The 10500-nt window shown below is 43.7% G+C and carries 8 protein-coding genes; 7 read left to right on the top strand and 1 reads right to left on the bottom strand.

Annotation, left to right across the window (positions count from 1 at the left end; all coding sequences use genetic code 11):
* The first annotated feature begins 767 nt into the window (after positions 1–767).
* The 6 genes from ACCI49_RS22105 to ACCI49_RS22130 all read left to right on the top strand — a co-directional run bounded on the left by ACCI49_RS22105 (position 768) and on the right by ACCI49_RS22130 (position 5102).
* Positions 768–896 (top strand): IS4 family transposase, encoded by a 129-nt coding sequence (locus ACCI49_RS22105; RefSeq protein WP_371841401.1) that lies wholly within the window; start codon positions 768–770, stop codon positions 894–896.
* A gap of 99 nt (positions 897–995) precedes the next feature.
* Entirely contained in the window at positions 996–1412 is a 417-nt protein-coding gene (locus ACCI49_RS22110) for a DUF3592 domain-containing protein (protein WP_371841402.1), read from the top strand.
* 853 nt (positions 1413–2265) lie between these two features.
* A complete protein-coding gene (locus ACCI49_RS22115; RefSeq protein WP_371841403.1) occupies positions 2266–3123 on the top strand; it encodes a delta-class carbonic anhydrase in 858 nt (285 codons plus the stop codon).
* Between the two features lie 158 nt (positions 3124–3281).
* Positions 3282–3683, top strand: coding sequence for a DUF4259 domain-containing protein (locus tag ACCI49_RS22120; protein ID WP_371841404.1), 402 nt, complete (start codon positions 3282–3284; stop codon positions 3681–3683).
* A 305-nt stretch (positions 3684–3988) separates the two neighbouring features.
* Positions 3989–4186 (top strand): group II intron maturase-specific domain-containing protein, encoded by a 198-nt coding sequence (locus ACCI49_RS22125; RefSeq protein WP_371841405.1) that lies wholly within the window; start codon positions 3989–3991, stop codon positions 4184–4186.
* 271 nt (positions 4187–4457) lie between these two features.
* Positions 4458–5102, top strand: a complete 645-nt coding sequence (locus ACCI49_RS22130; protein WP_371841406.1) for an HAD-IA family hydrolase — start codon at positions 4458–4460, stop codon at positions 5100–5102.
* 203 nt (positions 5103–5305) lie between these two features.
* Here the strand turns inward: ACCI49_RS22130 and ACCI49_RS22135 are convergent, their stop codons facing one another.
* A complete protein-coding gene (locus ACCI49_RS22135; RefSeq protein WP_371841407.1) occupies positions 5306–6217 on the bottom strand; it encodes a hypothetical protein in 912 nt (303 codons plus the stop codon).
* Positions 6218–7144: 927 nt separating this feature from the next.
* On the opposite strand from ACCI49_RS22135, the gene ACCI49_RS22140 reads away from it, so the two are divergent.
* Positions 7145–10234, top strand: coding sequence for a glycoside hydrolase family 9 protein (locus ACCI49_RS22140; RefSeq protein ID WP_371841408.1), 3090 nt, complete (start codon positions 7145–7147; stop codon positions 10232–10234).
* The last annotated feature ends 266 nt before the right edge of the window (positions 10235–10500 follow it).

Below are 10500 nucleotides of genomic sequence, written 5' to 3' on the forward strand. Positions count from 1 at the left end.
AGTTCGGCGTTTCTCTTCCTGCGCGGAAGCGGGTAATTTTCTTGCATCAATAATATCCATTTGGGTATTATACAGAACTATAGAGCCACCGGGTTAATAGTACAGCCTTTCGGCCGCTTCGCGGCTCCTAGTCCGCCCCAAAGTCAACATAAAGATAAAGCAAGTCAGCGCTATCTGGATCACTATGGCCTGCTTGTCGAGTACAAGAATCCTGTCCAGAGACCACGGTGGCGAATATTGCTGATAGAGAAGGTGATATTCGCGAGTGGTTTCAGTTTGCCGACGATCAGAATGAGCAGGGGAGAGCAAGCTATATAGTTTGAGTGAAAGCAAATCGTACATTAGAGATTGGTGAAGAGAAGCAAATGTCAGAGTAACTTTCTCAGAAGTGTGCTTGCAGGGTGAGGAGACGTCAAGGCGCCCCCTTTCTCTCTATATGGTGTTTGCCAAGAAAATAACCCCGTCACTGGGTGAGAAAGGCATCGAATGGATGTTGATAACCGATTTTCCAGTTGAGGATTTTAATCAGGCGAGGATAATAATCGAATTGTATCGGAGCGGTTGGGAAATTGAAACCTATTTTCGAGTCGTTAAAGGTGGATGTCAAATTGGAAGTAATCAGTTCAGAACAGAGAAAGCTAAATTGTATCACCATTTATATGATCATTGGTTGGAGGCTGCATCCAATCACTACCTGCGCAAGAGAGCTTCCTGATGTATCTTATAGCCAGGCATATTCTGAACAAGAATGACATATGATATGGCTGATGCAAGAAAAAACCTCTCCTCCAGATGTACCTCCAAACATACGCGATATTACTTGTATGTCGGCAGGGTTAGACGGCTTTCTTGGGCGTAAAGGTGATGGTGAGCCTGGAGTCAAAACGATCTGGTAGGGGGGCATCAAACTACTTGATTATATTGAGGCCGCTGAGGTTATTAATGGAGCTGGATGATGTGTAAAAATCAAAGGCCGGGCGTTATGAGTAAAAAGAATGCGCACAGTAATTCCGTATTTTTTAGCAATTGTATTCTTAGTAGGTTGTGAAAATAGTACTCGTGCTTACTCCAAGATTTGGATTTATCTATTTTCAGATATTGACTCCAGTACAGAAGGCAAAATCTTTGAGTCATATATAAGGTATGGTAAAGGCACTAGTCATCATATTTACTATGAATATGTGGTAAATGGTAAGGTGTACCAGAATAATGTCGTTGGGTTGTCAGATAATGTATCTGACGATTACAAGTTGGTAAATAAATATACGCCCGGAAATCATGTGGTAGTTTACTATGATCAGTTTAAACCGGAATTGTCTGTGCTTGAAAAGTCAGAGCTTACGCTCTGGGTCATTGGAGAAGCAATTGGCGGCTTATTAATGGGTTTATTTTGCTTAATGACCAAGTGGTGAATACTCATATTAAGTGAAGGCACCTACGTCAAGCTAAACTTGATGATTCTTGCTGGGTGAAAGCTCCCGTCGAGTAAGGTCTAATCAGTCGCTCGTATCGAGTGTTGTACGGGAGCTTTAAATTAGGAATATTTGAGAGGCAGGATGCACGAGTGAATGTTTCGCTGGTATGGAAATCTAAACGGAATTTCAGTGTTACTGGATTACCATCATTCCCATCCGGCTCGAGACGTTGTCACGATTCACCACGGAGGGGACGCTAGAGCTCGTGATAAAATTCGTGATGGGGGCACACAGTGGCAGGAAACTGAAAACGCATAACGCATAACGCATAACGCATAACGCATAACGCATAACGCATAACGCATAACGCATAACGCATAAGGGTGGATCGTGCGTAGCTGCGAAGTAATCCAGTTGTTGAGCAAGCCCGCAGCTTCCAATCCGCTCTTTATACAAAAATATTTTTTGTTAGAAGTTGGGGTTTTTTTGAGATTTTAGATCAGTCAATTTTTTATTGGTGATTGCTGGCCTTTACTGTCTCGGTGCCGATGCAAGAGGCCATATTTTTTTGCTGAATCCCTATTCTCTCCTTATTGATAAATGACAGGGTATTATTCGGAGCCTGCCCGTTATATAATACAGTGATGCTTGCGCACTTTAAACAAAAAGGTTAGAGATGTAAATTTGAACTTGTATCCATACCTTGAGGTTCCCTTCTAACAACTAGCTGCACTAGAAAAAATACTCGCTACGCTCGTAGTTTTTCGGTGAGCTAAACGTTAGCTAAATGTAACCAGTACAAAGTACGCTTTATTTTTAAATCACAACAACCCACCAGAGGAGTGAAATCGTGAAAGCAAAAATGCTTTTTGTTTTAGCTGCAGCGGCAACGGTAGCTTTCAATGCTCTTGCGATAGATAGTCATGGCGCAGTTTCGGATGAGATCATCGAACTTCAACGCGCGAATTTGGAGAAAAATACCACAGGGAAAGGTTTTGGGCCGCAAGCTCCACGGGACATTGATTCGGCTGCCGGTAACAATACGTTTTTGTTTGGTGCCGCGCCAACTTACACGGCCATGAATTTGTGTAACATTCATTTTCATAAAAATGCTGAGCACAAGGGTGGGGAATTTACGATGTATGCGGGTAATGGTGATGGGCGCGGTTATCAGTCAGGCTTTAAATATTCCGGCAGCCTTTCCAAGGCCGAGTTAGCCCCGCTTGATCACGAAGTGTGCCCAAGCCAACATGGTGGTCTTCAGTCGGGAGACACCATTGAAGTGCATTATGTCCACTCATCTGCCAAAATCAAACCCGGCCCGACCTTGGGTGCCTGTTTTAACGAAGACATCAAGAATCCACAGTTGCGCGTAGAAACGCAAGTCTATGTCTTGGTAAACGATTCCAGTGCTTTGGACTTCGCAAGATTGACCGCACACAATGAAAAGAGTGGTTTTCAACAAGCCTTGGGTATCCCCAACAATACTGGAAAGCCAATTCAGTATTCAGGTTCTACTACCGGTCCAGGTTACAACGAGCAAGGCTCGCCTTTTCTGGTCACCTGGAGCGTCCGCCCTAAAGTTGCCAAGGTGAATATTACCTCTGTGGGACAGTGGTGCAAAGGCAACGCCTTTAACGAAAATCACGCTCATGGCGTAAGAAATCTTGTTAAAAATCCGAAGCTTCTTTCCAAGATTGAGCACTGATTGTGAGTCAAGAATAGAAAGCGTTAACAAAGCCTTCAGCAGACACAGTCGTTATCGCGTCTGCTCCGCTGAAGGCGATATTAAATTTCATTATAGTTCTGTTCGCTGTAATAAGAAAAGGCTACAGCCGTCACTACAACAATCAATATGGAGTGCATATGGGCACATGGGGAATGGGCTTTTTTGAAGATGATACAGCATGTGATTTGAGGGATGACGCTATTGACTCAGATGCTGTATCATTTATATGCAATGCAATATCTTCGAAAGATGCGGATTATATTGAACTGGATCAGTGCCATGAACTGATTATTTCAGGCGTCATTCTTGATTTTTTGATTAAAGGAAAAAATCATGATCCTGAAAATGAAGCTTTCACAGAGTGGCTTTCACAACAAAATCGAGATGATGTGATTTCTTTTAAGCCTGATGTTCTAGAGGGGTTACACTCCGTACTGTCTGAGAAGTCTGAGCTAAAGGAACTCTGGCAACAAAATGAAGATGACTCTCAAAAATGGAAGTCAAATATAGAAAATCTTATCTCTAGTCTCACTAGCTGACAAGGCAAATTTGCCCTGCAGGATGGACGCACTACGCTGCCTTTACTTGCGGCGCGTTTGCCAGGCATGCACTTAACTAGCGAGGTGAAAGTCCTCGCACCAGGTATTCACAGGGCCGAAGGTTAGCCAAAGAACAAGGTAAATTCCCTGCACTCGATACGCGCTGTGAATACATCTCTGTAAACTCGTAATCGGCATCCATGCCTCATACGGTCTCGAGTGCAGTGTATTCTTTCCTTCTGACTCAGTATTAAGTGGGGCCAGTCGGCACGTGACCATTAAGCCTTCCGTCTGCAATTTGGCTTATGTTTTATAAATCCGGCATTGCTAGCAAGCTGAGCCGCCGAACGAGAGGTCATAAGCTGTCGTATGTGGTCGCGGATTTAAGAAAATATCTGCTTGGTTGGAAAGCATACTTCAGCATAGCGGAAGTGCTGAGCCCGCTGCGGAACATCGACAAATGGATTAGGCAGAAATTGCGCTGTTATATTTGGAAGCAATAGGGATGTCGTGGTTACCGCACACAGCGACGTTTTTTTGCAGATCGTTGGACTGCTAGGAATGCGGCTAAGTCCGCCCATGGCCCCTTGCTGCTGAGTAAGAACTCAGCCCTTTACAGGGCTCTGCCAAATAGATACTTTGCCGGCTTGGGGTCACTTTCATTGGCAACTTGATAAAAAATGAAGACGCGAACCACCGTGGTACGTGCCCCCTATGCCTGATGGTGTGGGAGAGGGGGCTACCGCAAGGTGTCTCCCTATGCTTTGGTGATAAATGGAAGTTCGAGCCATGAACAAATGTTTACTTTTTGATAATGACGGCACATTGGTTGATAGCGAGTATCTTTGTAATGTCGGGCTGGTTTTAATGTTTCGGCGCTATGGTGTAGAGCTAGATGCTGATGAGCTGGTTATACGATTTCGGGGCTGGAAGCTAGCGAGCCTGCTATCAATCCTGGAGCAAGAGAATCAGTTGAAAATTTCCCAAAAATTTGTGAAAGAATACAGGAAAATTGTATCGGAGCTATTTGATAAGGAGTTGAAGCCCGTTGAGGGTGTAATTGATACCTTAGAGGCCCTAGAAGGTCCAAAAGCCGTAGTATCTAGCGGGCCAATGCATAAAATTAAACAGGCACTTGATGTATGTGGGTTAACAAAATACTTTGGAGATAATTTATTTAGTTCGTATGATGTAGGCATTTGGAAGCCTGACCCAGGTATATATTTACATGCAGCAAAGAAAATGGGCTATCTTCCTGAGAATTGCATTGTCATTGATGATGGTCCAGTCGGTGTAAAGGCCGGTTTTGAAGCGGGCATGAAGACCTACTTCTTCAATCGGTTCAATGAAGAGTGCGATGCTGAAGGTGTTATAAGTTTCAGAGCCATGGTGGATTTGCCAAAGCTGGTAGGCACTTAATAATCAATGGCAGTAAGCTACGCTCCCTCTCGGAATATTAGTATTAAGCGATGAAGAATAGAAAGATAAGGATCATATTTTTTCATTTTTTGTCCTGATTTCGCCGTGCTCGGGAATTAGTTACTTTTATGTCATCTGGACCGATGCTGGTTTGAGTGCTAGGAGCCTAGTAAAAATGGCCGCAATCAATGCTGCCATATATTTTATAAGTTGTCCGGACGTAGAGAACGATTCATCGTTGAATTGTGTGGTGTTGACATGATTTGAGGGGTGGCAGGTTCCTTTTTCTCCCCCATTTTATTTTCTTCGTTTTGTATCTCTATTTCCAGTTTTTTAAAAAAACTACCATCCTCCAATTCTGCGAAAAAACGCCTCCATTTCTGTTCAATATTGTATTCTCTAAAAATGGATATATTACCCAAATCTTTGGCGAGATAAGTAAGCAGAATTTCTTTAGACTCCGAGTCAAGCTGGTTGTAGATCCCCATAACCCATGAGTAATTTGATTTTTTATCTAGTTCGGTGAGTTCATCTCTATAGAGCAGAAATGACTTCCGCTGGCCATCTTTTTGATAGTATGCTTTCTGAATTCTATTGAAATTTTCTCTCAAGTAGTTATGAAAAGTTCTCATTGATAATTTTTGGATGTTATTTTCTTTTATGTAATCATCAATTAGATTTATGGTTTCTGGCTTTAAGCCAAGTTTTAGCAGTTTATTGCCATGATGTTCGGTAAAACTATCAGAACGAAGTGGCAAAAATAGGTCGATTGGTGTTGCCCATCCAGGATGATCCTTGAGAGATAGTCCATACGAATCAACCCCCGTCTTGATTAGCCCATATTGTTCCAGATAGTTTACTGGAATTCCTGCATCGATTTGATCACTTACTATGTGCATTCGCTTATCTGTCGCAATGTGCCTTTCTAAATCGATCACCCAAGCGTTATCTAAGACGACGTTTTCATCATATGTATTTGCAAAGAGAATAGCTGTTTGTATGACGGTGTATGGTGTGATGTAAGTGTTGGTTTCGACTGGGAGAGCCTTTAGGGGGAAAAGTAAGCCGATGAAAATTGTGCTGACAATAGTATATTTCAGGCGAGATGTTTTCATGGGAGTTGCTAAAGCAGAATTGCTTTAGGGATAATGGACAATTGTTAGGTTTGAGACAGCGTTAATAGCCTGGCTCATGACACCCTTCAAGTTTTCAGATTGTTTACCTGCCAGTAATTTTTAGGTCGAATTTACAGCCATTCATGTATCAGTAAAAAGGGTTCTAAATACATCAAATAGAACATACGTAAGTCAACTGGCTCTGGAATTACTAAAAAGGGGGAAGGAAAGAATGCCCCACACACGGGACCGTATGAGGCATGGATGCCGATTACGAGCTTACAGGGATGTATTCACAGCGCGCCTCGGGTGCAGGGTATTCTTTCCTACTGACCCAGTAGTAAGTAGCCTTGAAATAGCCGACGTTCCCCGGTGTTTAATATCATGCAAGCACTCAAAGAAACTTACATATAGGAAAAGCTTCTCTTGTGATATCGCCCGGTGAGCGCGTTACCAGGATCGCCACAAAGACCGAAAACTTTCCATATGTATTGGTTCAAATTTGATCTTAACCAGTTCGCATAATACTTATCACAAAGACGATTTATCGTAAATTCTGCCCTATTTTAACGCATGTCAATGTCATTATTACCAATTACTCTTTGTATTTGAGTAATATCTTCTTTGTATTAAAGAGATTCAATTAAACATGCTTCGCATGTGGCCAACTGATAGGCGTTTATCGAGATGGCCAAAATTACTACTGAGTCAGAAGTAAAGAATACCCTGCACTCGAGGCGCGCTGTGAATACATCCCTGTAAGCTCGTAATCGGTATCCATGCCTCATGCGGTCCCGAGCGCGGTGTATTCTTGCCTTCCCCCTTTTTGGTAAAAGAGAAAGAGGTGAGTTCATATTTCGGTTTGTGGCAGAGTGGCCAGTTTTAAAATTTGTTATTTTTTGTTGTGATCACAATACGGGAATCTTTATGAAGCTATCTAAATTATCCACTTATATTTTTATCGGCGTTTATACTCTTTATGGAGGTATCGCTGAAGCAATTACAGTAAACTATGGTGAGGCACTACAAAAATCTATTTACTTCTATGAAGCGCAACAGTCAGGTGTACTTCCACCTTGGAATCGTGTGGAATGGCGCGGTGATTCCACCTTAGATGATGGGGCGGATAATAATGTGGATTTATCGGGTGGTTGGTACGATGCTGGCGATCACGTAAAATTTGGTTTTCCTATGGCAAGTGCAGCCACTATGTTGGCTTGGGGAGTAGTGGACTACCCGCAGGCTTATTCTCAAAGTGGTCAGATAGGGCATATAAAAAACAATTTGCGTTACATTGCGGACTACTTTGTAAAAGCGCACCCTTCACCCAATATATTATATGGTCAAGTAGGCACAGGCAGCGGTGATCATGCTTGTTGGGGGCCGGTTGAGGTGATACATGCAACCTCTCGATCTGCATCGGAGCGCCCTTCATTTCCATTATCACCGAATTGTCCTGGCTCAGATTTGGCGGGTGAAACAGCGGCAGCACTATCGGCTATTGCGATGGTTTTCTCCGCTGACGATCCGAGTTATTCAGCACAATTGATCAATCATGCTAAAGAGTTGTATACCTTTGCAAAAACCTATCTAGGAAAGTACAGCGATTGTATTACAGATGCATCGGGATTTTATAATTCATGGAGTGGTTACAACGATGAGCTTGTGTGGTCGGCGATTTGGTTGCACCGCGCCACCGGCGAGTCAAGCTATTTAGATGCCGCGATTGCGGATTACGAACACCTAAGTAATGAAGGACAGTCTTCTGTAAAATCCTATAAATGGACACAGGCCTGGGATGATAAGTCCTATGGTTCCTATGTGTTAATGACGACTTTAACTGATGATCCCGCTTATCGTGCGGATGCCGAGCGTTGGCTGGACTACTGGACAACGGGTGTCAATGGTGAACGCGTTAATTATACACCCGGTGGTTTAGCTCAACTGGACACCTGGGGAGCGACACGCTACGCGGCGAATACATCGTTTGTTGCCCTAGTTTACTCTGATTATCTCAAACGCTTAGAGCCCAGTAATCCTCGCGCCGAAACTTATTACGATTTTGCGGTTGACCAGATGGAGTATATTATGGGTGATAACCCCAACGGTATTCCTTATCAAATAGGTATGGCGCCTAACGGCCCCAAAAACCCGCATCATCGAACTGCACATGGTTCTTGGTCGGATAACCTGCAGTTTCCGGTAGAGAGCCGTCATTTATTAATAGGTGCATTGGTTGGTGGGCCGGGCAGTGGCGATGCGTATGAGGATGATCGTGGTGACTACATAGCGAATGAAGTTGCTACCGATTACAACGCGGGCTTTACATCGGCACTGGCGCGTTTGTACCTCGATTTTGGTGGTAGTCCCATCCCTGAAAGTCAGTTTCCACCGAAAGAAATACGTGATTTGGAATATTACGTGGAGGCAAAGATAAACTCCTCCGGGCCACGATATATTGAGATCGGTTCATTGGTTCACAATCATTCTGCATGGCCAGCTAAGGTGGCTACGGACCTTAAGTTCCGTTACTGGGTGGATCTTAGCAAAGAGTTTTCGTTGGGTTATTCATTGAGTGATATCACAGTGAGCGCTGCGTATAGTCAAGCAAAAAGTGTTTCGCAACTGAAACCATGGGGGAATCCACAAGACGATATTTATTACACTGAGGTATCTTTTGATGGCATTGAAGTATTTCCCGGTGGGCAATCTGAATCAAAAAAAGAGGTGCAGTTTCGTATATCTCTGCCGACGAACAATAATCAACCTGAATGGGATAATGGGGAGGACCCTTCCTGGGATAGCTATAGTAACACTCATGTACAGGCACCAAAAATTGCGTTGTACGACGGTGATCAGTTGGTATGGGGGGAGGAACCATCAGCGCCTTGTGGTGGAAGTACCGGTATAAACTGCCCACCAACGGCACAGGACATTGATGTTGACACGGCCTATCAAACGGCTGCCACGATCACATTTAATGCAGATGATATTGATGGGCAAGTAGTATCGTTTAATGCCAGTTCGCCTGCCAATGGTACATTGTCTGGATCTGGAGACAGCCGAGTGTATACCCCGGCGGATCAATTTTACGGCCAAGATAGTTTTACCTATACCGCTATTGATAATCAGGGGGATATTTCCAACACTGCAACGGTTACCATTAATGTAGAAGAGCCAATAATTCCCGTAGTAAATATTATTTCGCCGGCTGATGGCAGTGAAGTTTATATCGACAGTCGTGTGACGGTTAACTTCAATGTATCCAATGCACATGCAGTGAATGTTTTGGTTAATGGAGCTCAAGTGACTACTGGAGTTAGCGGGCCGTCAACAGTTATTACCTCACCTTTATCTGTTGGGAGTTTTATGGTCGAGCTGGTTGCCATTGATGCACAGGGTAACAGTGTCGGTGCTAGCGATAGTATTGCACTCAACGCTATACTGCCGCCATCGAATACACCACCGATTGCAAGCTTCACAAAAAACACGAACGGGCTAACTGTTTTTGTTGACGGTTCGGCATCAAGTGATGCGGATGGTGATACGCTAAGTTATCAATGGAACTTTGGTGATAACAGCAATGGCAGTGGTAAAGTTACCGAGCACTCGTATGCCGGTGAAGGCCAATATACCATAGTGTTAACAGTTAGTGACGGTATCGATAGTCACAGCGCTGAGAGGGTTATTTCGGTTACTGCTCCCCCTGCAGGAGCGACCTGTGACTACTTCATAGAGTCGGATTGGAATTCTGGTTTTGTTGTAAAGATCCATATCACTAATCAATCAACTGAGATAATCGGCGATTGGCAAATTTCATGGCAGTTGCCAGCAGGTTTGGGACTGAGCAATGCTTGGAGTGCAAATGTAACTGGAAATAATCCGTTCACAGCCGTTCCACTGGATTGGAATCGTACCATTGAGCCTGGACAATCAGTGGAATTTGGCTTTCAGGGAACGAAGTCTGTCGACAAACCAGTGCCGCAATTTGAGTTGACTGGAAATGTTTGTCAATAAGTAAAAGGTGGTGCCGGCAAACTATCTTTAGTAGTTAAAAATTGATTATGTAGTTGCCGGCTCTTCAGGAGATTTTTGTCAGATTGTTAACCAGAAAAACTAACAAGTTTATTGTCTGGTGTGGCACATGGACGTGCCACCAAAGTAGTTCAAAACTGAGAGAGACTTCATTCCTAGATTCCCACAATAACCGACACACTTGTCGGTAGCGAAGGAGGCCAGCTGGCTGTAGGCTGGTTAGCTTCCACACAAACAAGCCAGGAACC

Origin of the sequence: Microbulbifer epialgicus, from assembly GCF_041447265.1 — a bacterium.
Classification (GTDB): Bacteria; Pseudomonadota; Gammaproteobacteria; order Pseudomonadales; family Cellvibrionaceae; genus Microbulbifer; species Microbulbifer epialgicus.